At 73.1% G+C, this 23,848-nt stretch carries 16 protein-coding genes, 1 tRNA gene and 1 riboswitch (1 of these 18 cut by a window edge); of the genes, 7 read left to right on the forward strand and 10 right to left on the reverse strand.

Annotation, left to right across the window (positions count from 1 at the left end; all coding sequences use genetic code 11):
• Position 1: 1 nt before the first annotated feature.
• Positions 2 to 652: a GTP cyclohydrolase II gene (locus A6P39_RS22655; RefSeq protein WP_067038990.1), complete on the reverse strand. Its 651-nt coding sequence runs from the start codon at positions 650 to 652 to the stop codon at positions 2 to 4.
• Between the two features lie 99 nt (positions 653 to 751).
• Positions 752 to 1,348, reverse strand: a complete 597-nt coding sequence (locus A6P39_RS22660) for a MarR family transcriptional regulator (RefSeq protein WP_079133064.1) — start codon at positions 1,346 to 1,348, stop codon at positions 752 to 754.
• 67 nt (positions 1,349 to 1,415) lie between these two features.
• Here A6P39_RS22660 and A6P39_RS22665 point away from each other — a divergent pair, with 67 nt between their 5' ends.
• A complete protein-coding gene (locus A6P39_RS22665) occupies positions 1,416 to 2,549 on the forward strand; it encodes a dihydrofolate reductase family protein (RefSeq protein WP_067038989.1) in 1,134 nt (377 codons plus the stop codon).
• A 60-nt stretch (positions 2,550 to 2,609) separates the two neighbouring features.
• On the opposite strand, the gene A6P39_RS22670 is transcribed toward A6P39_RS22665, so the two are convergent.
• Positions 2,610 to 2,683, reverse strand: a tRNA-Met gene (locus tag A6P39_RS22670).
• A 364-nt stretch (positions 2,684 to 3,047) separates the two neighbouring features.
• Positions 3,048 to 3,213: riboswitch (cyclic di-AMP (ydaO/yuaA leader) on the forward strand.
• Positions 3,214 to 3,222: 9 nt separating this feature from the next.
• Between A6P39_RS22670 and A6P39_RS22675 the strand changes: the two genes are divergently transcribed.
• A complete protein-coding gene (locus A6P39_RS22675) occupies positions 3,223 to 4,251 on the forward strand; it encodes a M23 family metallopeptidase (RefSeq protein ID WP_067038988.1) in 1,029 nt (342 codons plus the stop codon).
• Between the two features lie 79 nt (positions 4,252 to 4,330).
• Positions 4,331 to 5,275, forward strand: coding sequence for an aldo/keto reductase (locus tag A6P39_RS22680; RefSeq protein WP_067038987.1), 945 nt, complete (start codon positions 4,331 to 4,333; stop codon positions 5,273 to 5,275).
• A 222-nt stretch (positions 5,276 to 5,497) separates the two neighbouring features.
• Here A6P39_RS22680 and A6P39_RS22685 read toward each other — a convergent pair whose 3' ends face one another.
• The 4 genes from A6P39_RS22685 to A6P39_RS22700 form a co-directional block, all read right to left on the reverse strand.
• Positions 5,498 to 6,832 carry a PrsW family intramembrane metalloprotease gene (locus tag A6P39_RS22685; RefSeq protein ID WP_067038986.1) on the reverse strand — a complete coding sequence of 445 codons (1,335 nt, stop codon included), beginning with the start codon at positions 6,830 to 6,832 and terminating at the stop codon, positions 5,498 to 5,500.
• A 74-nt stretch (positions 6,833 to 6,906) separates the two neighbouring features.
• On the reverse strand, positions 6,907 to 7,734 hold the full coding sequence (gene trmB / locus A6P39_RS22690) for a tRNA (guanosine(46)-N7)-methyltransferase TrmB (RefSeq protein ID WP_199840645.1): 828 nt from the start codon (positions 7,732 to 7,734) through the stop codon (positions 6,907 to 6,909).
• Between the two features lie 168 nt (positions 7,735 to 7,902).
• Positions 7,903 to 9,123, reverse strand: coding sequence for an L-2-hydroxyglutarate oxidase (gene lhgO / locus A6P39_RS22695; RefSeq protein WP_067038985.1), 1,221 nt, complete (start codon positions 9,121 to 9,123; stop codon positions 7,903 to 7,905).
• Between the two features lie 70 nt (positions 9,124 to 9,193).
• Complete coding sequence (locus A6P39_RS22700; protein ID WP_067038984.1) at positions 9,194 to 10,621, reverse strand: MFS transporter; 1,428 nt, start codon at positions 10,619 to 10,621, stop codon at positions 9,194 to 9,196.
• Between the two features lie 735 nt (positions 10,622 to 11,356).
• On the opposite strand from A6P39_RS22700, the gene A6P39_RS22705 reads away from it, so the two are divergent.
• Entirely contained in the window at positions 11,357 to 13,432 is a 2,076-nt protein-coding gene (locus tag A6P39_RS22705; RefSeq protein WP_067038983.1) for an asparagine synthase-related protein, read from the forward strand.
• Between the two features lie 111 nt (positions 13,433 to 13,543).
• Positions 13,544 to 16,858 (forward strand): BTAD domain-containing putative transcriptional regulator, encoded by a 3,315-nt coding sequence (locus tag A6P39_RS22710; protein ID WP_067038982.1) that lies wholly within the window; start codon positions 13,544 to 13,546, stop codon positions 16,856 to 16,858.
• Here the strand turns inward: A6P39_RS22710 and A6P39_RS22715 are convergent.
• A complete protein-coding gene (locus A6P39_RS22715) occupies positions 16,845 to 18,752 on the reverse strand; it encodes a sigma-70 family RNA polymerase sigma factor (protein WP_199840644.1) in 1,908 nt (635 codons plus the stop codon). The genes A6P39_RS22710 and A6P39_RS22715 overlap by 14 nt on opposite strands.
• A gap of 282 nt (positions 18,753 to 19,034) precedes the next feature.
• Positions 19,035 to 19,808 carry a TetR/AcrR family transcriptional regulator gene (locus A6P39_RS22720; RefSeq protein ID WP_067038981.1) on the reverse strand — a complete coding sequence of 258 codons (774 nt, stop codon included), beginning with the start codon at positions 19,806 to 19,808 and terminating at the stop codon, positions 19,035 to 19,037.
• Between the two features lie 377 nt (positions 19,809 to 20,185).
• On the opposite strand from A6P39_RS22720, the gene A6P39_RS22725 reads away from it, so the two are divergent.
• On the forward strand, positions 20,186 to 21,565 hold the full coding sequence (locus tag A6P39_RS22725; protein ID WP_067038980.1) for an NAD(P)/FAD-dependent oxidoreductase: 1,380 nt from the start codon (positions 20,186 to 20,188) through the stop codon (positions 21,563 to 21,565).
• A gap of 141 nt (positions 21,566 to 21,706) precedes the next feature.
• Positions 21,707 to 23,365, forward strand: a complete 1,659-nt coding sequence (locus A6P39_RS22730) for an ATP-binding SpoIIE family protein phosphatase (RefSeq protein WP_067038979.1) — start codon at positions 21,707 to 21,709, stop codon at positions 23,363 to 23,365.
• Between the two features lie 125 nt (positions 23,366 to 23,490).
• Here the strand turns inward: A6P39_RS22730 and A6P39_RS22735 are convergent, their stop codons facing one another.
• Positions 23,491 to 23,848, reverse strand: the 3' end of a protein-coding gene (locus tag A6P39_RS22735; RefSeq protein WP_234378679.1) for an MFS transporter. 953 nt of this gene lie beyond the right edge of the window; only the last 358 of its 1,311 coding nucleotides appear in the window; the start codon falls outside the window, past its right edge — the gene reads right to left on this strand; its stop codon occupies positions 23,491 to 23,493.

A 23,848-nucleotide genomic window follows, 5' to 3' on the forward strand; every position in this document is an offset into this window, starting at 1 on the left:
GTCAGCCCGCGGTGCGCTCCGCGAGGTCCGTCAACTCGGCCAGCGGCAGGGTGTGCTGGGTCTGGAGGACCTTCGCCCGCAGGTAGCGGACGTTGTGGGCGGTGGTGAAGACACCGGTCGGCACCCGGTCCCGTACGACGACACCCAGCGCGCGCAACTGCTCGGCCTTGTCGGGGTTGTTGGACAGCAGGTCCAGTTCCCCGACGCCGAGGGCGGCGAGCATCTGGGCGGCGGCGGTGTAGTCGCGGGCGTCCTCCGGCAGGCCGAGCGCGGCGTTCGCCTCGTACGTGTCGAGGCCCTGGTCCTGGAGCGCGTACGCGTCGAGCTTGTTGTAGAGGCCGATGCCGCGGCCCTCCTGGCGGAGGTAGAGCAGGACGCCGCCGCGGCCGGCGATGCGCTCGACCGCCTCGCGCAGCTGGGGACCGCAGTCGCAGCGGGCGGAGCCGAAGACGTCCCCGGTGAGGCACTCGGAGTGCAGCCGCACCAGCGGGACGGAGCCCGGGGCCGGCTCGCCGAGGACGACGGCGACGTGCTCCTGGCCGTCGGCCAGGCCGTGGAACGTGACGAGTTCGGCGTCGACGCTGTAGCCGTCGTGGAAGCGCAGCGGTACCCGGACGCGGGCGCGCGGCGTGGCGGCGGGGGTGTCGGGCATGCGGGTCCCTCCGAGAACGGTTGCTTCAGATTTGAAGCAGCGGTACACGGGGACCCTATCTCATGTTTCAAAGTTAAAGCAATTGGTTTCGGGCGTGACTCACGAGGACGCAGGCGGCGGAGGGGGTGAGGAGGGTGAAGGCGGCGCGGACCGTGAGGGCTGCGCGGAGGGTGAAGGCTGCGCGGACGACGAGCACGAGGAACGGCGGCGCCAGGGCACGTCGTCCGCCGCGGACTCGGTGCCGTCGCCCTGCAGCCCGCGCGCGACGCTCGTGAAGATCTCCTCGAGCTGCCCCACCTGCGCGGGCGAGAGCCGGTCGAAGAGGGTGGCGCGCACGGTCTCGACGTGCCCGGGCGCGGCACGCTCCAGTACGGCCATCCCCTCGTCCGTGAGCACGGCGATGCTGCTGCGCTTGTCCCAGCGGCAGTTCTCCCGGCGCACCAGCCCGTCCCGCTCGAGGCGGGTCACCGCGTAGGTCAGCCTGCTGCGCGTGATCTTCAGCGTCTCGGCGAGATCGGTCATGCGCAGCGACCGGTCGGGCGCCTCGGAGAGATTGGCCAGCACCGAGTAGAACAGGTGGGGCATGCCGGCGTCCTGCTGGAGCTGTCGGTCCATCGCGTCCTCCAGGAGGTGGGTCGCGGCCATGAAGGCGCGCCACGCGCGCTGCTCCTCGGGGCTCAGCCAGCGGGTCGTCATGCAGCCAGTGTAGGTTTGTTTCAAACTTGAACCAAGAGTGACGTGACCTCGCAGGAAGAGTGCGCCGATGTCGTACCCGTATGTGCTGCTGTCCGCCGCCGTCTCCCTCGACGGCTGCCTGGACGACACCGGTCCCGAGCGCCTGCTGCTCTCCAGCCCGGCCGACTTCGACCGGGTCGACGCGGTACGGGCTGAGTCCGACGCGATCCTCGTCGGCGCCGGCACGATCCGCGCCGACAACCCGCGGCTGCTGGTCAACTCCGCCGAGCGCCGTGCGGCCCGGGTCAAGGAGGGCAGGCCGGAATACCCGCTGAAGGTGACCGTCACTGCCTCCGGCGACCTCGACCCGGCCGCGCAGTTCTGGCACACCGGCGGTGACAAGCTCGTCTACACGACCGACCGGGGCGCCGAGCGCGCCGCCCGCCTCCTCGGCGACACCGCCGATGTCGTACCGCTCGGCCCTGTCCTCGACTGGCGGGCACTCCTCGAGCACCTCCGCGTCGCGCGCGGTGTGCGGCGCCTGATGGTCGAGGGTGGCGGCACGGTCCACACCCAGCTGCTCCAGCAGGGCCTCGCCGACGAACTCCAGCTGGTCCTCGCCCCGCTCTTCGTCGGCGACCCGGCCGCCCCCCGCCTGTTCGGCCCCGGCGCGTACCAGGGCGGCCGGCTCCGGCTCGTCGAAACCCGCCGGATCGAGGACGTCGTCCTCATGCGCTACGAACCCACCGCCCCCGGTGCCGGTCCCGCCCCCACCGCCGCCGACCGCCACTGGCTGCGCACCGCCTGCGAGCTGGCCGCGCTGTGCCCGCCTTCCGGGACGGCGTTCAGCGTCGGCGCGGTGGTGGTCGCCGCCGATGGCACGGAGCTGGCGCGCGGCCACTCGCGCGAGGGCGGCGATCCCGTGGTCCACGCGGAGGAGGCCGCGCTGGCCAAGCTCGATCCGGCCGACCCCAGGCTGGCCGGGGCCACGGTGTACAGCAGCCTCGAGCCCTGCGCCCGCCGGGCCTCGCGGCCCGCGCCGTGCTCCGAGCTGATCCTCCGGGCGGGGGTGCGGCGGGTGGTCACGGCCTGGCGCGAGCCGGACACGTTCGTGGATGCGGCCGACGGGAGCGGCGTGCTGGTGAAGGCGGGTGCCGAGGTGGTCGTCCTGCCGGAGTACGAGTCGCAGGCGAAGGAGCCCAACAGGCATCTGGTGGGGTGAGAGCCCCCTCATAACACTCAGGGCCCGGAATCCAGTGGATTCCGGGCCCTGAGCCTTCAGTAGCGGGGACAGGATTTGAACCTGCGACCTCTGGGTTATGAGCCCAGCGAGCTACCGAGCTGCTCCACCCCGCGTCGTTGTGTCTCAAGCATACGTCATCCGCGGGAGTGCTCGCACACCGGTTTCTCCGGGCCCCGCCGAACGGGGTCATTCGCTTCCTTCGCTTCCTTCGCTTCATCCGCCCGCCCGCGCCCGCGGCGGCGATCCCCTTCACTCAGGGTGATCGGACGACCGCCCTCCGCATAACATCTGAGACGCCATCAAAAACGCCAATGCTCCTGAACGATGGCCAACTCGCCCGGTTTGCCGTGGTCCTGGCTGGTAAGTCCTGGCCGAAAAGCGTTAATGATCAAGCCGAACAGCTTGGAAAGTGACTGTCAGGTCTATTAACGTTCGATAACGCAGCGCGGTCGTCCCAGCCGTCACAAGAGGCGGCTCCGTGCGCACGCGCCGAATCCCGCGAGGGAACCGGGGAACCACCACCTTGGGGTGAATCACGCGGACACCGACGTGAACTCACTGAGTCACGCCCGGTATACGCGCGTAGGAGACCTTCCTGCTCCGAACCCGTCAGCTAACCCGGTAGGCGAAGGAAGGAAAGGAGTGCGCCCGAGTGGCGTCCAACCGGCCTGCCCCAGAAGCCCCCTTCGCTCCCCAGCAGAGTGAGCCCGAGACCTTCGGTTACGGCTCCTACCGCGCCGAGGAGGGTCCCTGGGAGGAGTGGAACCCCACCGAGGACTCCACCGCCCAGGTCCGCGGCCGGCACCGCGTCGCCAAGCAGCGCGGCGGCTTCGCCCGCAGCTCCACCGTCCTCGGCGTCGGTGTCATGGCCGCGGTCGGCGCGGGCGGCATGGCCAGCGCCCACACCGGCAAGCCGCCGGTCTCCATATCCCTGCCCGACCTGGACTCCGTCGGCCACCTCTTCGACGGCGGCTCCGCCAAGGCGCCCAAGTCCACCGGCACCGGGCTCAGCAACGTCGGCGTGAGCACCGACAGCGGCAAGAGCGGCGGAGCCGGCGAGGCCCTGCGCAACCGGATCATGGCCCAGGCCGAGCAGCAGCAGAGCAAGGCCGACAGCAAGGCCACCGCCGCCGCGATCGCCGCCTCCGAGAAGCAGACCGCCGACGCGGCCGCCAAGGCGGAGAAGGACGCCGCAGCCCAGGCCGCTGCCGCCAAGGACAAGGCGCAGGCCGACGCGAAGAAGGCCGAGGAGGACCAGCGCCTGGCCGAGCTGGCCAAGCAGTACACGCTGCCCGTCGTCTCGTACACGATCACCGGCACCTTCGGCCAGCCCGGCGCCATGTGGTCCTCCGGTTACCACACCGGCCTCGACTTCGCCGCCCCCACCGGCACCCTGATCAAGGCCGTCCACGGCGGCACGGTCACCCAGGCCGGCTGGGCCGGCGCCTACGGCTACCGCACCGTCCTCACCCTGGACGACGGCACCGAGCTGTGGTTCTGCCACCAGTCCTCGATCAACGTCTCGGTCGGCCAGAAGGTCTCCACCGGCGACGTGATCGGCCGGGTCGGCGCCACCGGCAACGTCACCGGCCCGCACCTGCACCTCGAGGTGCACCCGAACGGCCAGGCCACCGCCATCGACCCCGCGCCGTGGCTGCGCAGCAAGGGCCTCAACCCCTGAGCGTGGCATCCGGGTGAACCGTGTGAAACGAACGCCGGCGGCGGGATGAGATCATCCACCGCCGGCGTTGACACAAGGCATGACGTCCTTGCGCACACTCGGCACTTCCGACCTCGAGGTCTTCCCCCTGTCCCTCGGGGGCAACGTCTTCGGCTGGACCGCCGACGAGGAGACCTCCTTCGCCGTCCTCGACGCCTACGCGGCGGCGGGCGGCAACTTCATCGACACCGCCGACTCCTACTCCGCCTGGATCGAGGGCAACCAGGGCGGCGAGTCCGAGACGATCATCGGCAAGTGGGTCAAGGCCCGCGGCAACCGCTCCGAGGTCGTGATCGCCACCAAGGTCAGCCAGCACCCGCAGTTCCAGGGCCTGTCCGCCGCCAACATCAAGGCCGCCGCAGACGCCTCCTTGCGCCGCCTGGACACTGACCACATCGACCTCTACTACACCCACTTCGACAAGCCCGAGGTCCCGGTCGAGGAGATCATCGGCGCGCTGGACGAGCTGGTGAAGGCGGGCAAGGTCCGGCACATCGCGGCCTCCAACATCAGCCCCGAGCGCCTCAAGGCCTCCCTGGACTTCTCCGACCGCGAGGGCCTCGCCCGCTACGTCGCCCTCCAGCCGCACTACAACCTCGTCTCCCGCGACACCTACGAGGGCGCGCTGCAGGACCTGGCCGCCAAGGAGAACCTGTCCGCGGTGCCGTACTTCTCCCTCGCCTCGGGCTTCCTGACCGGCAAGTACCGCCCCGGCACGAAGGTCGACAGCGCCCGCGCCGAAGGGGCTCAGAAGCACGCCGAGTCCGAGCGCGGCCAGAAGGTCCTCGCGGCCCTGGACGAGATCGCCGCCGCCCACGGGGCTCCCGTCGCCACGGTCGCCCTGGCCTGGCTCGCGGCCCAGCCCACGGTCACGGCCCCCATCGCCTCGGCCCGCACGGTCGAACAGCTCCCGGCACTGCTGAAGGTGGCGGAACTGAAGCTGACGGATGAGGAGATCGCGAAGCTGACGGCCGCGTCGGCCTAGCTCTCCGCCGACGGCTCTTCGTCGGCAGCGCTTTGCCGGCGGCTCTTTCCCGCCGCGGCGGCGCGCAGCTCTGACGGCGCTCAGCCACGACGGCGGACTGCGGCGGTGCCGGATCCAACGCGACCCGAGGGTCCGCGACCCAAAGGTCCGCGACCCGAAGGTCAGTGACCCGAGGGTCCGTGACCCGAAGGTGCGTGACCTGAAGGTCCGCGACCCGAGGGGCTACGACCGATACGGGTTGTACGTGGAATACGGCACCGCCGGATACCCGTAACCCGGCCCGTACGCGGTGGGCACCGGCGCCGGCCCCGCGTACACCGGCCGGTACGCCGCACGTACGGGCACGGCCGCCCGCGCCGCGTACTCCAGCGCCGGCCGCGCGAGATCCTTCCGCTTCCACAGCTCGTCCAGGAGCCGGCGCTCCCCTGCGACGAAGTCGGCCCCGGCCTTCCCCTGACGCCCCCGGCGCCGCAGAAGCGCGAGCGACGTGGCGTACGCGTCGTACCGCGCCATCTCGCGCGCCGCCGGTTTGCCGCCGTGGTGCCGGGCGTAGTCCCGGGCGGCGCGCCGTGCCCGCATCGACGCCAGGGCGAACGGCTCGGCCGGCCCCAGCCACCCGGCCAGCACATACGCCGGCAGTTCCTCGCGCACGGTCCGCAGCTCCCGCTGCCGGGTCCAGATCGCCAGCCAGGTCAGCAGCCCGAACACGGGCACCATGAAGCAGCCGTAGACGGCGAAGAACCCGAACTCGCCGAAGGTGGAGGAGCTGTTCCACAAGGAGTGCATGCTCATCGCGAGCAGCAGACCGCAGATCGGCAGCAGCACCCGGCGCGCGCGCTGCCGCTGCGCGGAGAACGCGGAGAAGCCGAAGCCGAGGCCGGTCATGGTGGTGAACAGGGGGTGCGCGAACGGCGACATCACGATGCGCACGAAGAAGGTGGCGGCGGTGACGGAGGCGATGCCGCGGTCGCCGCTGAGCTGGTCGGCCCCGAAGGCCGTGCCGAGGTAGAGGATGTTCTCGGTGAATGCGAACCCGGTGGCGGTGATCCCGGCTATCACCATCCCGTCCACGATCCCGGTGAAGTCCCGTCTGCGGAAGAGGAAGACCAGCAGCACGGCCGCGGCCTTGGCGGACTCCTCGACGATCGGCGCTATCACGGTGGCGCCGAGGGTGTCGGCACTGGCCGGATCGGCCGTGGCGGTGGCTATCCACTTGGTCGCGAAGCTGTTGGCGACGATGGCTATCAGCGCAGCCGCGCAGGCTCCCCAGGCGAAGGCGAAGATCAGGTTCCGCCAGGGGCCGGGCGCCACCCGGTCCAGCCACCGGAAGGCGGCTATGAGCCAGGGCACGGGCAGCATGGCCAGCCCGAGTCCGACGAGGAACCCCTCGGTGCCGGTCTGTCTGCGCACCAACGCGAGGATGACCAGCCCGGACAGCGCCAGCAGCGTGATCAGTGCCCCGTACCGCACCGCCCTGCGCTGCCACCAGTGCGGATGGCGGAGGACATCGCCGCCGGGGCTGAGCGAATACGTCGGATACGCAGAACTGGTGGCCACGGCATCGACCCTAACGGTGGCGGGACGAGGGGCTGGAGCGTATTACCGGACCCGGGGACCGGGCCGGCTGTGAACTAGGCGTTCCGGTGCGGTACGCGCCGGAACAGCAGATCGTTCACCACATGTCCCTTGTCCAGTCCCTGCCCCTCGAAACGGGTCAGCGGCCGGAACCCGGGACGGGGCGCGAAACCGCCGTCCGCCTGTGTGTTCTCGAAGTCGGGATGCGCGGTGAGCACCTCGAGCATCTGCTCGGCGTACGGCTCCCAGTCGGTCGCGCAGTGCACGAGCGCGCCGGGCCGCAGCCGGGTGGCGGCGAGCGACAGGAACTCGGGCTGGATCAGCCGCCGCTTGTGGTGCCGCTTCTTGGGCCACGGGTCCGGGAAGTACACGCGCAGCCCGTCGAGCGAGTCGGGCGCGAGCATCTCCCTGAGCAGGATGATCGCGTCCCCGTTGCCCACCCGGACGTTGGTCAGTCCGCGCTGGTCGGCGAGGTTCAGCAGGTTTCCCTGTCCCGGCGTGTGCACGTCCACGGCGAGGATGTTGGTGTCCGGGTCCCCGGCGGCCATCTGCGCGGTGGCCTCGCCCATGCCGAACCCGATCTCCAGCACGACGGGCTTGCCGTTGCCGAACAGCTCGCCGAGGTCGATGATCCGCTGTCCGTCGATGTCCAGCCCCCACAGGGGCCACAGCCGCTGCAGGGCGTCGGCCTGCCCGGCCGTCACCCGGCTGCGCCGCGGCTGGAAACTCCGGATCCGCCGCTCGAAGTGCGACCCGGCGGGATCGGCCTTGGGCCCGTCCGGAAACCGCGGCTCCCCTTTGGCCCGGGTGTGCCGGATGGACACACCGGATGCGTGGGGGCCGACCGGGGCGGGGGCTGCGGGGGAGTTCAGGAAGTCAGACACAGTGCTACCGATTTTACGGCGCCCCGGACAGCACCTCCGGCGGCCGGGTTCCCTGGACAACACCTCCGCCCGCCGGGTTCCTCGGCTGTCCTGTTCCCTGGCCGTCGGCCGACGGGACTCTCGGTCGCCCCGGCTCCCAGGTGATGGGACTTTCTGCCGACCGGAATTTCAGCCGGTCGAGCCGAGCAGAGCGAGCACGCGGTGTCCGATCTCTCTGCCGATCGGCAGCGAAGCCGTGGCCGCCGGGGACGGCGCGTTCAGCACATGCACGGCCCTGCTGCCCTCCCGGATCAGGAAGTCGTCCACCAGCGTCCCGTCCCGCAGCACGGCCTGCGCCCGCACCCCGGCGGGGGCCGGCACGAGATCCCCGGACTCCACCCCGGGCAACAGCCTGCGCACGGCCTCCAGGAACGCCCCCTTGGACACCGAGCGCCGCAGCTCACCCGCTCCGTACCGCCAGTGCCGCCGGGCGATCGCCCACGACCCCGGCCATGCCACGGTCCCGGCCAGCTCGCGGGGCCGTACGACCCCCCAGCCGTACCCCTCCCGGGCCAGGGCCGGCACCGCGTTCGGCCCGATGTGCACGCCGCCGTCGATACCCCGGGTCAGATGCACCCCGAGGAACGGGAACGCCGGATCCGGCACCGGATACACCAGCCCGCGCACCAGCTCCGGCCGCGCCAGCTCGTAGTACTCCCCGCGGAACGGCACGATCCGCACCCCGGGCTCGTCCCCGGTCAGCCGCGCGACCTCGTCGCAGTACAGCCCGGCGCAGTTCACCAGCACGCGCGCCCTGACGACCTCCCCGCCCGAGGTCAGGACCGCGACACCGCGCTCCGGGCGCCGGTCCACCCGGACGACCCGCGCCCCGTACCGGATCTCGGCCCCCGAGGCCTGCGCGAGCTGCCGGGCGACTGCCACGTAGTCGCACACGCCCGTCGTGCCGACATGTATGGCGGCGAGCCCGCGGACCTCCGGCTCGTACTCGGTGATCTGCGCGGGGCCCAGCTCGCGGACCGGGATCCCGTTCTCCCGCCCGCGCTGCACGAGCGCGTGCAGCCGGGGCAGCTCCTCGCGCTCGGTGGCGACGATCAGCTTGCCGGTGACGGCGTGCGCGATGCCGTACTCGGCGCAGAACTTCACCATCTCGGCCGCGCCCCGCACCGCGTACCGCGCCTTGAGCGAGCCCGGGCGGTAGTAGATCCCGCTGTGGATCACCCCGCTGTTGCGCCCCGTCTGGTGCCGGGCCGGTCCCGGCTCCTTCTCCAGCACCGTGACGCGCGTACCCGGCGCGGCCCGCGTGATCGCATACGCCGTCGACAGCCCGACGATCCCGCCGCCGACCACGAGCACATCACAGTCGTACGCACCGACCGGCACCTGCACCACCTCCCACCTCGATAGTGCACTGCGCCACTGACAATGCCTTCAAACGCGGCAGGTACGGGGCGTTCACCACTCAGGCGGGAGCCATCATCAGCAGCGGCCGGGCCCTCTCCCGAAGCTCCACCACCCTCGGCTCGTCCCCGTACGGCTCGAGCCGGTGCAGCAGATCCTTCACGTACTCGGTCGTCCGGGCCGACGAGATCCGCCCGGCCACCTCGACGGCCCGCACCCCCTGCTCGCACGCGGCGTCGAGATTCCCCGACTCCAGCTCGGCGACGGCCGAGACGACCAGCCGCAGTCCGTGCGACCGCACGAACTCCTCGGTCGGCTTCGACAGGGCCTGCTCGGTGAATCGCCGCACCTGCCGGGGCGCCTTCAGGTCCCGGTAGCATTCGGCGGCATCAGCGGCAAAGCGGTCATAACCATAAAAACCAAGCCAGGATGGATCGTTGTCACCCTCCCTCGACCGCTCGAGCCACCCCTCCGCCGCCTTCAGCGCCGCACCCGCCGCCTGCGCGTCTCCCGCGCGCGCGTGGGCCCGTGCCTCGACCAGCCGGAAGAAGCTCATCGTCCGCGCCGTCGCCAGCCCCCGGTTGCGCTCCAGGGCGGCCTGCGCCAGGTCGACCCCCTCGTCGCCGAAGCCGCGGTACGTGGCCTGCAACGACATGGAGGCGAGGACGTAGCCCCCGAGAGGGACGTCCGCCGCCGCGCGCGCGAGTCGCAGCGCCTGGATGTAGTACCGCTGCGCGGCCTCCTGCTGGCCCGTGTCGAAGGCCATCCAGCCGGCGAGCCGGGTGAGTTCGGCGGAGGCCCCGAACAGCGCGCGGCCCACCTCGTCGGAGTAGGAGCCGAGCAGCAGGGGTGCCGCCTCCACCCGCAGGCACTCCGGCACCATCGACGAACGCCAGTCCCCGCCCCCGTACTTGGAGTCCCACCTGCGGGCGTCCTCGGCGGCCTCCCGCAGCTTCTGCACATCGCTGTGGCCGACTTTGATCGGTGCGCCGGAGCCCTCGACGGAGCCCGTGTCCCGCGCGACCGAGCTGTCGGCGGGGGTTATCAGCCATCGTGAGGCGGGCGTTGCGTATGCGCTCACCGCGAACGATCCGGCGAGCGACTGCCAGATGCCGCCGGAGCCGGCCCGGCGCCCGGCGAGGTCGAGACGGTACAGCTCCGTCGCCGACTTCACCGCCTGCCCCACGTCCCTGGGGAAGGCGAGGCCGACTTCGGGTGCGGGGTCCGCGTCCGCCAGGCCGATCTCGTGGAGCGGCACCGGGCGGCCGAGCTTCTGCCCGATGGCGGCCGCGATGAGGTGCGGCGCCGCGCCCTGCGGCACCATCCCCTTCGACACCCAGCGCGCCACCGAGGTCTTGTCGTAGCGAAGAGTCAACCCGCGTTGAGCGCCAAGATCGTTGACGCGTCGCGCGAGTCCTGCGTTGCTGATTCCCGCGAGGGCGAGAACGGTGCCGAGCTTTTCGTTCGGCCCGCGTTGCTCCCTGGACATGCGCCACCCCTCGACACAGACGGCTGCCGCGCTGGCATAACCACGCGGCATTCGTAAACCCAGCGTAGTTCGCCGCATCCCAAGCGTTAAGGGGCATTGTTCCGGATGGCGGGATTGTGGTCCGTACCGAAGCGCGGCCCTGTACGCACCGTGCACGGCCTGTCGCCGCGTGCCCCCACGCGTGTGGCCGTGCGCCCGCCCGTGCGCTCTTCTCCGGCCACCGGGGGAGCGGTTCCATGGCTCTTGCGTGGGTCGGCCCGCTGTACTGGATCCAGTGGGCTGGGGGACACCGCCACCTTCATCCCCGCGGGTGGCGGACCGGTCCGGGAGGCGATGCCCGCCTCCCGGACTGTGCGCGTGTCCGCGCCGCCGCGTGTTCCGCAGGCCTGTACGGAGCGTGCTCAAATCCAGCTTCGCTCTGCGTATTTGGCCGAAAATCGACCCCCGCCCATCGCGGTTGACAACCGCTCCCACCATGCAACTTGAGGGCGTGAAGGGCGTTTTGCGGGAGCGTACAGGGGGCGCATTCGAGTCGCGCTCACCGGGCCCCACCTTCGGACTTCTCCCGCAAGTCCCTTGCGCTGCCCTTGCGTCGTTCCTGCGCCGCCCTCGTGGTTCCCCGGATTTTCCCTCGATCGAAGCCGGTGCCGCCGCCCCTCCGCAGCGCGTTCTTCATGGCAGCATGGGGACCGGTTCGTACGGTGCACTGGTGGTCCACAGCCTGTGGAGGCGTCGATGCGGTGGTTGGTGGGTTGGAGCAGCACCGCCGCGGGCGCCGCCGGGATCGGCTCCGCGGGCGCCACCGGATACGACGGCGAGACCGTGCACCCGGTCGGCTCCCAGCTCCTGTGGGGCGACCCGGATCCGCTGTGGGCGGTCGGCGACTGGCGCCCGGACGAGGTGCGCGTGGTGAAGGCCGACGCGGACAACCGCATCGCGGTCCTCGGCATCTGCGGCGCCTCGGACGAGGAGCTGCGGCGCGCCCTGTTCACCGCGCGCGGGGGTGCACTGCGCCATCTGACCACCTGGCCGGGCAGCTACACGGCCGTCGTCCAGGTGGGCCGGCGCATCACCGTCTGCGGCGATCTCGCGGGCGCCCGCCCGGTGTTCCACACTCCCTGGGCCGGCGGCACGGCCTACGCCACCGCCGCCCTGCCCCTCGCCGACCTCATCGAGGCCAACCTCGACTTCGGCCACCTGGCCGCCCTGCTCGCCGCGCCCGACGTACCGGCCGCGCTGCGCGACACCACCCCGTACGAGGGCGTACGGCGCGTTCCCCCGGGGCACGCGCTCGTGCTGCGCGCCGGAGCACGCGAGATCGCCGGGTACGAGCCGGTCGCCTCCCTCGCCGTGGCCGCGCCCACGGCCGACCCCGACCATGCCGTGGACGCCGTACGGGACGCCCTCGTGGAGGCGGTACGCGCGCGCTTGTCGGCGCCGCGGCACGTGCCCGACCTCGATCCCGGGCCGGTGCCCGGGATGGGCCCGGCCGAGCGGCGGGCCCGGCGCGGGATGCCCGTGCCCGGCATCGGCGCCGACCTCTCCGGCGGACCGGCCTCCGGGACGCTCGCCCTGCTGGCCGCCGGGCTGCCCGGCCGGCCCGGCACGCTGCTCGGACACGGCACCGGCGCCGGCGAACGGCTCCTCGCCGTCACCTTCAACGACCTGGCCGTAGGCGGCCGTGAGGCCGAGGTGGAACGCGCGGGGGCCCTAGCCGCGAACCCCCGCCTGCACCACGTGGTGGTCACCGGCGGCGAGGAGACCCTGCCGTACGCCGACCTCGAGGGCCCCCTCACCGACGAACCGGGACCCTCCCTGGTCACGGCCGCGCGGCACCGCGCCCGGCTCGCCGCCGGCAGCGCCGACCACTTCACCGGCCACGGCGCTCGTCAGGTCCTGGACGCCCACCCCGCCCGCCTCGCCGACCTCCTCATGGACCGCAAACGGCGCCATCTGGTCCGGCCGGTCGCCGCGCTCGCCAAGGCCGACGGCTCCGTGATGGTCCCCGCGCGCGTGTACGGCGCGGCCCGGCGCCTGGCCCGCACTCCCTACCGGGCGGGACTGGAAACGCTGGCCGAACGGCTGATGCGGCGCCGCTTCGACGAGCCCAAGGGGGCGGTCGGCGCGTCCCTCGCCGCGCTGACCTGGGCCAGACCCGGGCCCGCAGCCCGCTGGCTGACAGGGGAGGCGCTGGCCGAAGTATCGGTTCTGCTGCAGGCGGAGGCGGACCGCTCCGGTACCGGCGTCCAGCGTCCCGGCGAGCACCGCGCGCGTGCCGCGCTCGCGCGCGGCGCCGCCGACCTGCGCGTCCTGGAACAGGCCGCCGAGATCCGCTCCCAGCGTCTGCACGCGCCCTTCCTCGACAACCAGGTGGTCCGCGCCTGCCGTGCGCTGCCGGAGGCCCTCCGCGTCCAGCCGGGCGCCCGTTCCGCGATCCTCCGTACGGTCCTGGAGGGCGCCGGCGTCACCGACCTTCCGCCCGGCTGGGGCGCCCCCTCCCACGCCTCCTCGGCGGCGGCCACGCGCGCGGGACTGCGCATGGCGGCCGACCCCCTGCTGGACCTGTTCGCCACCCCGCTCCTCGCCGACGCCGGCCTGGTGGAGGCCCGCGTCGTCCGCGAGGCCCTGCGGGCGGCAGCCGTCGGCGACCCCCTCCCCCTGGACGGCCTGGCCGATCTGATCTCCCTGGAACTCTGGCTCCACCGCCTCCTCGCCCGCCGCGGCACCTGCTGGACGGGAACACCGGCCCGCGCGCGTGCGGTGCCCTCCGGGATCCAGCCGAGAAGGGGTGCTCTGGCCTCCGGCGCGTGAAGGCCGATGCCCCGGAAGAAGCCCGGCCCCACCCCCCGCGCCCCGCACCGGCCCGGCACGCCCGGTCGAAACCCCCGTGCCCCGATTCCCGCACCCCGCGACAATGACCGGATGCGGTACAGAATCCTGGGCGCAACCCAAGCGGAAGACGACCAGGGCACCCCCGTACCCATCGGCGGCCGGCGCCTGCGCACGCTCCTCACCGCCCTCGCCCTGCGCCCCGCCCGCACAGCCACCCCCGAAACCCTGATCGACGAGATCTGGGCGGACGACCCGCCCCGGGACGCCCCCGCCGCCCTCCAGGCCCTCGTCGGCCGCCTCCGCCGCGCCCTCGGCCGCCACACCATCGCCTCCACCCCCGGCGGCTACCGCCTCGAAGCGGCCGAGGACGACATCGACCTGTACGTCTTCGAGCGGCTCACCCACACCGGCACCAAGGCCCTCGCCGCGGGCGACCCGGCCACCGCCCACCGCACCCTCACCGAAGCCCTCGCCCTCTGGCACGGCCCCGCCCTCGCCGATCTCCCCGACCGCGCCGCGGCCACCCGCCCGGAGGCCCTGCGCCTGGCGGCGACCCGGGCCCGGGCCGCCGCCGCCCTCGACCTGGGCCGCGCCCCGGACGTCGTACCGGAGCTGGCGGAACTCACCACGGCCCACCCGCTGGACGAGGCCCTGCAGGCGCTCCTCATCCGCGCCCTGCGCGACACGGGCCGCCCCGCCGACGCCCTCGCCGCGTACGAGTCCGCCCGCCGGGCCCTCGCCGACGCCCTCGGCACCGACCCCGGGCCGGAACTCCAGGCCCTGCACGCGTCGTTGCTCAAGCAGCACGAACCGGAGCCGCCGAAGCCGTCCGCGGCGCCCGCCCAACCCCCCGAGCGCACCGGCAATCTCCGCCCCCGCCTGACGTCCTTCGTCGGGCGGGAACCAGAACTCGAGGCCATTCGTTCCGATGTGCACAGGGCCCGCCTGGTCACGCTCACCGGACCGGGCGGCTCGGGAAAGACCCGTCTCGCCGAGGAGGCCGCCGCTGGGCTTCCGCAGGCATGGCTGGTCGAGCTGGCCCCGCTCGACCACCCGGAGGCGGTGCCCGGCGCGGTGGTCAGCGCGCTCGGTCTGCGCGAGACCGTGCTGCTGACCAACGAGCTGGCGCCCCAGCAGGACGACCCCGTCGCCCAGCTGATCGAGTACTGCGCCCAGCGCAGTCAGCAGCTCCTGGTCCTTGACAACTGCGAGCATGTCATCGGCGCGGCCGCCGCCCTCGCCGAGACCCTCCTCACCCACTGCCCCGGGCTCACGATCCTCGCGACCAGCCGTGAACCCCTGGGTGTCCCCGGTGAGTCGGTGCGCCCGGTCGAGCCCCTCGTCCCGGAGCAGGCGCACCGCCTCTTCGCCGAGCGCGCGCAGGCCGTCCGTCCCGACGCCGGCGCCGCGCTCGCCGACACCGAGGCCGTGGCGGAGATCTGCCGCCGCCTGGACGGGCTGCCGCTCGCCATCGAGCTGGCCGCGGCCCGGCTCAGGCTGCTGAGCCCGCGGCAGATCGCCGACCGGCTCGACGACCGCTTCCGCCTGCTCACCTCCGGAAGCCGTACGGTCCTGCCCCGCCAGCAGACCCTGCGCGCGGTCGTCGACTGGTCCTGGGACCTGCTGGACGAGCGCGAGCGCACGGTGCTGCGCGAGGTGTCCGTGTTCGCCGGCGGCTGGGACCTCGCGGCGGCCGAGGCCGTGTGCACCGGCCCGGCGGCCGACCTGATCGGCGCCCTCGTGGACAAGTCCCTCGTCGTGGCCGAGCCCGCCGGACCCGACGGCTGCGACGGCATGCGCTACCGCATGCTGGAGACCATCCACGAGTACGCCACCGAGCGCGCGGCCGAGGTCCCTGGAGTGCGCGCAGCGGCCGAGCGCCGGCACCGCGCGTGGGTGCGGGCGCTGGTCGAGGAGGCCGACCCGCTCCTGCGGTCCGCGGCCCAACTGCCGTGGATCTCCCGCCTGGAGACCGAGCTGGACAACGTCCGGGCGGCCCTGGACCGCGCGGTGCGCGTCGGCGACGAGGCGGAGGCGGGCGCGATCGTCCTCGCCATGGGGTGGTTCTGGTGGCTGCGCAACCACCGTCTGGAGGGGACCGCCCGGGTCCGTCTGGTCCTGCGCCTGGGCGTGGCCCTGGACACCCTGCCGGCGTCCGGCCTGCCGGACGCCCTGCGTACCAGCGGCGGTCTGGCCGCGCTGGTGGAGGTGGCCGATCCGGTCGGGGCGTTCCTCGCCGCCCCGCCCGACGAGGCCGGGCATCCGCTGCGGGAGCTGCGGATGGACCTCAGGATGCTCGACCTGTTCCTGACCTCGGAGTCGAACGCCGACCACCTGGCGGCCGACTCGCGGGCCCCGCAGTACATCGCGCGCGTGCGGGCCGCCTACGAGCACGGCGGCCCCCGGGCGGCCCGGCTCCCGGGCATCGTCTGGCCACTGACCGCCTACTACCTGGGCGGCACGTCGGACGTCGGCCCGGACCTGGCCGCGGCCGTCGCCAACTGCCGCAGATACGGCGGCGACTGGGAGATCGGCGTCTCCCTGATGTACCGCACGCATGTGACCGTCGATTCCCCGGGCAACCTGCGGGGCGTGGACGAGGACCTGGCCGAGCTGCGCCCCCTCAGCCGGCGCGTCGGGGACCGCTGGATGCGGGCGCAGGTGTGCAGCGCGGCGGCCGAGGCGGCCATGGCGCGCGGCCGGTTCGAGGAGGCGCGCGGCGAGTACGAGGAAGCCCTGCGCCTCGCCTACGAGGTGGGTGCCTACGCCGAGTCGCCGTTCCTGATGGCACGGCTCGCCGAGATCGCCTACCGCTCCGGCGACCCGAAGGCGGCTCTGGCCGCCCTGGACGAGGCGGGAGCGGCCGCCGAGCGGTACGCGGTGCCGGAGTCGGCCGCCTTCGTGCTGATGATGCGGACTCATATCGCCCTGCAGGACGGGCGGATCGCCCACGCCCGCGAACTGTACGAGGCGACCCGCGCGGCGGCCCGCGGGGGCGCCCCGCCGCCGCAGTTCGGAGCCGGGCTGCGCATGGTCGAGGCGCTCGTCGTCGCCGGCGAGTCGGGTCCCGCGCACGGGCTGCCGATCCTCGCCGAGGCGCTGCGCGAGGCCGTGGCCCAGCGGTGCGCCGAGTTGATCACGGCGCAGCTGGTGGACACCGCGGCCTGGCTGCTGTCCCGGCTCGGAGACCTGGCGGGCGCGGTCCGGCTGTTCGCGGCCGCGGACCACTGGCGCGACGGCAACCGCCGCCCCGAGCCGGAGCGCAGCCAGGCCGCGCGGGTGCACGCCGAGGCCCGTACGGCCCTGCCGGCCGGCCGTTACGCGGCCGAGCGCGCCCGGGGCGCGGCCTTTAGCGTGGCCGAGGTGCTGCGCGAGCTGGACGCCCCGGCCGCTACCGGCAGGTGAACCGGGACTCCGCCCAGTCCGCGAGCGCCGCCTCGTCGAAGATGTCGCTGTGCGGCGCCACGACGAGCCGTACGGTCCTGCGCCCGGTGAGGTCCACGTGGACGGGGACGGCCCCGTCGCGTCCCTCGACCGTCCCCGACCGCCACAGCCGTACCCCGTCGGCGTAGACGGAGAACGTGACCTTGCCGAGGCCGAGGGTCATGTCGTCCACGCCGGCCAGCGCGTCGTACGCGGTGCACTGCCGGTTGAGGGCGATGGTGACGGAGGACTCGCCGTGCACGGTCACCCCGTGTGCGTACTGCTCGCCGTCGATCGACAGGTCGTGGCGCTGCCACACCCAACTGCTCTCGCCGAGCCGGATCTCGGGCCGGGTGCCGTCGCCGTCGACGTCGTAGTTCAGTTCGCTCACCTGGTAGACGGTGGGCGGCGGTGGCGTGGGCGTCGGGGTCGGTGTGGGAGTCGGCCTCGGCCTCGGCGTGGGTGCCGGGGTCGGGGTCGGCGTGGGCCGGGGCGTGGGCTTCGGCGCGGGCTTCGGGGTGGGCGTGGGTGTGTGTGTCGGGGCCGGAGTCGGCGCGGCGACGGGCAGCACCGGCGGCGGCGAAGGCTTCCGCTTCGACGGTGCCGGCTTCGGCGCCGGGGGCTGCGCGACCGGTGCGGACGGTGCCGGCCTGGCGACCTCCTTCGCCGGCGGATGGCTGTCGTCGACCAGGGCCAGCGCCACCGCGGCGGCGGCCACCACGACGACACCGGCCGCGATCCCCGCCTTCACCGGGGCGCCGAGCCCTTCTGCCGCCGCGGCCCCGCCCGCGCCGCCGCTCGCCCCGCCGGACGACCCGCCGGCTGCGGCTGCGGCACCGGCCGCCCCCACCCCGGCACTGCCGGCGATGATGCCGAGCGCCTTGGCGTACCCGGCGGCGCCGAACCAGCCGATGACCGCGACCGGGACGACACCGGGGATGCCGCTCGCGACCTCTTCGATCTGCGCCGCGGCCAGCCGGCATCTGGCGCACTCCTCCAGGTGCTTGCGCAGGCCCCGTTCGGCACGGACGCGCAGCTTGCGGCGGGCGTAGGTGCCGAGTTGGCCGGCGTATCGGGCGCACTCCTCGTCACCGGCGAGGGCTGCGCTGACGTGGGCCTGGAGATAGGCCTGCTTGAGCCCCTCGCGCGCGCGGCTGGCGAGCACCCGGGTCCCGTTGGCGTCCAGCCCGAAGAGCACGGCCACCTCGCTCGGGGACTCGTCCTCCACCTCGGTGTGCCACAGCACGGCCTGCCAGCGCTCGGGCAGCGAGCGGAAGGCCCGCATGGCCATGGACTGCTCGGCCTCCCGCATGGCGCGCACATCGGCGCCCAGGTCCATACCCGCTCCGAAGGAGCCGGCGGACGCGGTGCCGTCGGACACTTCGGAGGAGCGGGAGGCCTGCTGGGCGAAGACGGCGAAGTCGTCGACGAGCTGCTCACGCCGGGCGGACTTGGTCCAGTGCGCGGCGACGCGGCGTACGGAGGTGAGCAGATAGGCCCGTACGGCGTGCTCCGGCCCGGATCCGCCGCGCACGGCCTGCAGCATCCCCGCGAACACCTCGGCCGTGAGGTCGTCGGCGGTGTGCCCGTCCCGGCAGCAGGTCCGTGCGTAGCGCCGTACGGCATCGGCGTGCCGGCGGTACAGCTCTTCGTACGCGGAGTCGTCGCCGCCGCGCATCCGTCCGATCAACTCGGTGTCGCCGGGCGGCGTCTGCCGGGGCGAGGGCAGCACGCCCCCCTCGCGCTGGGCCGGCACGCTCCCGGCGGCAACGCGCCTGCCCTGGCTCGGCACCTGGGGCGGGCTCACCCCGGTGGCCTCCGCGTCCGCGTCGTCATCGCGTGACCCGTCCGACCCGTCCGACCCGTCAACGCTCATCGCGGAAAGCCCCCGACACCGGCACAGCCCAATCCGTCACCGGCACAGAGTCCCACATTGTCTTTTGTTCAACGACCCCCGTTCACCGCATCCACTCGTCCGAGGGCCCTTGTCAACGAGGCTCTCCGCGGCAGCCACGCGAACGAGGGACCCGTGCGGCCGGCCCCCTGCGCCCCGCAGCCCGGCGACGGCGGGCACCTCCACCCCGGACCGCCCGGAAAGAACCACCCGCACCGCCCGTGAACCAGCCACGGGCGGTGCGGGTGGGCAGACGCGACCGGGCTACGCCGGCCGCGACCGCAACCCTTCCAGCAGGATGTCCAGCAACCGCGCGGACGCGGCCGCCTGCTGCGCGGCATCGGGCAGGGACGGCGCCGCCGTGGCGATCACGAGCAGCACATCGCTCACGGACACGTCCGCCCGCAGTTCACCAGCCGCCCGAGCGCGGTCCACCAACTGCCCGACCACATCGAGCAACGCCCCGACCCCGCTGTCGCTGTCATCGACAGCGCCGGAGGACTCCCCGGACACCAGCCGCAGTTCGCCGGTCCCCGGCTGCACCCGCTGCTGCGGCACCCGAGGCTCTCCGGCGGCGCCCGCCGGCCCCGGCTCCGCCGGACCGGCGGAGCCGCTGAGCACCTGCGGCGGCAGCAGCCGCCCCGCCCCCGACGCCACCGACGTGCGCAGGAAGCGGGACAGGGCCGACCACGGCTCGTCCTCCTGCCCGAGCGCGGCGCGTGCCTGCTCGGTCAGGCGGGCGGTCTCCTCTTCGGCTATGCGCCGGACCAGCACGTCCTTGCTGGGAAAGCGCCGGTACACCGTGCCGACGCCGACCCTGGCCCGGCGCGCCACGTCCTCCATCGGCGCGCCGTAGCCCAGCTCGCCGAACACCTCACGCGCCGCACGCAGCACGTGCTCCAGATTGCGCTGTGCGTCCACGCGCAGCGGTGTCGTACGCGCCATGTCCGCGCGTCCGTTGCCCACCGTCGCGCTCACCGCTCCGCCGCCGTGTGCGACGGCGGCTGCGGATGACCAATGCGTGTCCTGAACATGCATGTTTTTCCCCCGGTAATGACGTCTCCCCCCGGAGACTCCACGCCACTGAAGCCGGAGTGCGCGGAACTGACGCTGATCTCGACCGGGTCCGCCCGTCGCGAGACCTGTTCGATCACATTCCCTACACCCCGTCGACACACGAACATAGTTGAGAGGGAGTCAATTCAGAAGGGGCAGGTTCCGCACAGCGCGCCCCCCGATCGGAGTACGACTCATGTACACCCTGATCCCCCACCTTCGCACTCCCTGGCCCCCACCCGCTGACCTGCCCCCTTTCGCCCGCCCCGGCGACCACGCCCGGCCCGCCGCACACCCGGTCGCCAGTCACACAAATTGCCGGGGCTGTGGACAAACAACAGCGCCGGGTGCGTCATGGGATGGTGAAGGAACGTGCGCGCATTCTGGTTGTCGGCGGCGGCTACGTCGGGATGTACACGGCCCTGCGTCTCCAGCGGAAGCTGAGGGGCGAGCTGAGGCGGGGTGAGATCGAGATCACCGTCGTCACGCCCGATCCCTACATGACGTACCAGCCGTTCCTGCCCGAGGCGGCGGCCGGTTCGATCTCCCCTCGCCATGTCGTCGTACCGCTGCGCCGCCTCCTGGACCAGTGCCACGTCGTCATCGGCGAGGTCACCTCCATCGACCACGAGGTGCGCACCGCCGCGGTCGCCACGCTCGCCACCAGCGAGGAGGGCAGGACGGCCGATCTCCTCGGCTACGACGAACTCGTCCTCGCCCCCGGCTCCGTCGCCCGCGCGCTGCCCATCCCCGGCCTCGCCGAGTACGGCATCGGTTTCAAGACCGTCGAAGAGGCCATCGGCCTGCGCAACCACGTCATCGAGCAGATGGACATCGCCTCCTCCACCCGTGACCCTGCCATCCGCGATGCAGCCCTGACCTTCGTCTTCGTCGGCGGCGGCTACGCGGGCGTCGAGGCGCTCGCCGAACTGGAGGACATGGCCCGCTACGCCGCGCGCTACTACCACAACGTCCGCCCCGAGGACATGAAATGGATCCTCGTGGAGGCCTCCGACCGGATCCTGCCCGAGGTCGGCGCCGAGCTGGGCCGCTACACCGTCACCCAGCTGCGCCGCCGCAACATCCAGGTCCTGCTCGAGACCCGCCTGGACTCCTGCGCCGACCGCGTCGCGGTCCTCAGCGACGGCCAGCGCTTCCCGACCCGTACGGTCGTATGGACCGCCGGCGTCAAACCGCACCCGCTGCTCGCCGCCACCGATCTGCCGCTCACCGGGCGCGGCCGGCTGAAGTGCACCGCCCAGCTGGCCGTCGACGGCGCCGAACACGCCTGGGGAGCCGGCGACGCGGCGGCCGTACCCGACGTCACCGCCGCCGCACCCGGCACCGAGACCGCCCCCAACGCCCAGCACGCCGTCCGCCAGGCCAGGACCCTCGCCGACAACGTCATCCACGCGCTGCGCGGTGAGCCCCTGGAGACGTACGCGCACAAGTACGCCGGCTCGGTCGCCTCCCTCGGCCTCCACAAGGGCGTCGCCCAGGTCTACGGGCGCAGGCTGAAGGGCTACCCTGCCTGGTTCATGCACCGCGTCTACCACCTCAGCAGGGTGCCCACCGTCAACCGAAAGGCCCGTGTCCTGGCGGAATGGATCCTCGCCGGGCTCTTCAAGAGGGAGATCGTCTCGCTCGGCTCACTCGAACACCCGCGAGCGGAGTTCGAACTCGCGGCCGGTGGAAAGCCTCCTCACAGCCCCTCGGACGACCCGAAGGGGTCGTCCTGACCGGACCCAGGAACTCCACGGCCCGCTCCGGCGTCTGACGGATGTCGTCGCGGCCCGCCCCGAGCAAAACCCTGCCAGACTGCCCCACGTCCGCGGACGGGCCACCCGCCCGACCACAGCACCCACGAGGCTTTCCCCATAGTGAACTTCACGCGCTGGAGCGCCCGCCTCCCCGGAACGCAGCGCCGCGCCGCCGCGCGGACCGAGACCCCGGTCCCCCCGGACCGGCGGGGAGAAGGCTCCGTGCCCGCGGCCCGCGCCGAACAGCCGGCCGACGGCACACCCCCGGTGCCCGCCGTCGACGAACTGCCCGCGCGCGACGTCCTCGACCGCGTCCCGGCCCTGGTCGCGCTCGTGCACGGCCCGGACCACCGCATCGGGTACGTCAACGACGCCTACACTGCGGCCTTCGGCGTACGACCGATGGGCGCTCCCGCGCGGGAGGCGCTCCCGGAGCTGGCCGAGCTGGGCCTGCTCCCGCTCCTCGACCAGGTGCTGCGCAGCGGCAAGCCCCGCACCCTGAAGTCCCGCAAGGCCGTCGACGGCCGCTCGTACACCTTCACCTGCACGCCCGTCGCCGAGGACGGCGACCGCGACGGCGGCGGTGCCGTTCTCGTGTTCGCCACCGACGTCACCGACCACGCCGAGGCCGCCGAACGCCTGCGCGCCAGCGAACGCCGCCAGCGCGAGACCGCGGTGACCCTGCAACGCTCCCTCCTCCCGCAGGAACTGGAACAGCCCGACGACCTGCGCATCGCCGCCACCTACCAGCCCGGCGGCACCGAGGCCGCGGTCGGCGGCGACTGGTACGACGTCATCACCCTCGGCGGCGGCCGCACGGCCCTGGTGATCGGTGACGTCATGGGCCGAGGCGTGCGGGCGGCGGCCGTCATGGGCCAGCTCCGCACGGCGGTCCGCGCCTACGCCCGCCTGGACCTCCCCCCGCACGAGGTGCTGCAACTCCTCGACGGCCTGGCCACGGAGATCGACGCCAACCAGATCGCCACCTGCGTCTACGCCGTCCACGACCCCAACGAGGGCCGCCTGGTCTACGCCTCCGCCGGCCACCTGCCGATCCTGGTCCGCGACGAGAACGGCATGGTCTCCCGCGCCGACGAACCCACCGGCCCGCCCCTCGGCACCGGCGGCTGGATGCACTCCTCGGGCTCGATCGCGCTGGGCCCGGGGTCGACGGCCGTCCTCTACACGGACGGCCTGGTCGAGCGCCGCGACGAGGACCTGGACGAGGGGATCGCGGCACTCGAAGGTGCTCTCGCGGGCGCCACGGGCACCCCCCAGGTGATCTGCGACCGCCTGGTCCGCTCCGCCGGTGTCACCGCCGACCACGACGACGACGTCGCCGTCCTCGTCCTCCAGCACCCGGCTCGTACGGGCCCCGACGGCGACCTCTTCCGCAACGCGGCCCTGGAACTCCTCGGCGGCGTCGAAGCGGCCCCCCGCGCGCGTGCCTTCGCCTCCGGCGTCCTCACCAGCTGGCGCTTCCCCACCGAACTGCACGACCTCGGCGTCCTCGCCGCCAGCGAACTGGTCGCCAACTCGCTCCAGCACGGCACCCCGCCCATGCGCCTCAGGCTCCGCCGCACCGACCGCCGCCTGATCGTCGAGGTCACCGACGGCGACGACCACCTGCCCCGGCGGCGCCGCGCCGAACCGGCCGACGAGTCCGGGCGCGGCATCGCCATCGTGGCGACGATCGCCTCGAACTGGGGCTCCCGCCGCACCCCGGGGGGCGGCAAGGCGGTGTGGTGCGAGTTCGTCCTGCCGAAGAGCAAGCACTGACCCACGGCAGCTGTGCACCTGGCGGGCGCCCACCGCGGCAGCGACGGACGCCTGTAGCGCCTCGAAGGGGCGCTACAGGCGCTGCGCGGCCGGCCACGACGCTGCCGCGGCCGAAGGACTGCCCGTCACGGCGCCGTCAGTGAAGCGTCCGGCTCCGCGGGCGCTCCGCCGCGCGTGACCACCCGGCTGCTCCGCGCCAGCCACGGCCGGTCCTGCATGGCGGTGAGCCGCCGCCCGAGCCGCAGCGCCAGGACGGTGATCCCCAGCGAGAACAGCAGGAACGTCACGATGTACGGCGCGTGCAGCGAGGCGCCCATGGGCCCGCCCACCGCCGGACCGACGGCCAGCGCCAGCTGCTTGACCAGCGCGAACACGGAGTTGTACTGCCCGGCCATGCCCTCCGGCGCCAGATCGGCGACCAGCGGCGCGACGGTCGGCGACAGCATCGCCTCACCCAGCCCGAACAGCGCGTACGTCGAGACG

Source organism: Streptomyces sp. FXJ1.172 (assembly GCF_001636945.3).
In the GTDB taxonomy this organism is placed as follows: Bacteria; Actinomycetota; Actinomycetes; order Streptomycetales; family Streptomycetaceae; genus Streptomyces.